2 tRNA genes are annotated in these 344 nt (G+C 48.5%); both read right to left on the reverse strand.

Annotated elements, in window-relative coordinates:
• Positions 1–95: 95 nt before the first annotated feature.
• A tRNA-Pro gene (locus tag KNO76_RS13920) sits at positions 96–172 on the reverse strand.
• A gap of 4 nt (positions 173–176) precedes the next feature.
• A tRNA-Arg gene (locus tag KNO76_RS13925) sits at positions 177–253 on the reverse strand.
• Between the last annotated feature and the right edge of the window lie 91 nt (positions 254–344).

Raw genomic sequence — 344 nt, forward strand, 5'->3', positions numbered from 1 at the left:
TGATATAGCTCTTAAATTGACGAAGCTTGCGCTTCATTCAAAAATTGTAAAACTTTTTTTGCCTCATCGTTCAGTTTTCAAAGACCAAAAATAAATGGTCGGGAAGACAGGATTCGAACCTGCGACCCCTTGGTCCCAAACCAAGTGCTCTACCAAGCTGAGCTACTTCCCGTAAATGGTGCACCCTGAGAGATTCGAACTCCCGGCCTTTAGATTCGTAGTCTAACGCTCTATCCAGCTGAGCTAAGGGTGCAATATGGTGCGGTCGAGAGGACTTGAACCTCCACGGTGTTAACCACCACTAGGCCCTCAACCTAGCGCGTCTACCGATTCCGCCACGACCG

Source organism: Exiguobacterium sp. s101 (assembly GCF_018617835.1).
GTDB lineage: Bacteria > Bacillota > Bacilli > Exiguobacteriales > Exiguobacteriaceae > Exiguobacterium > Exiguobacterium marinum.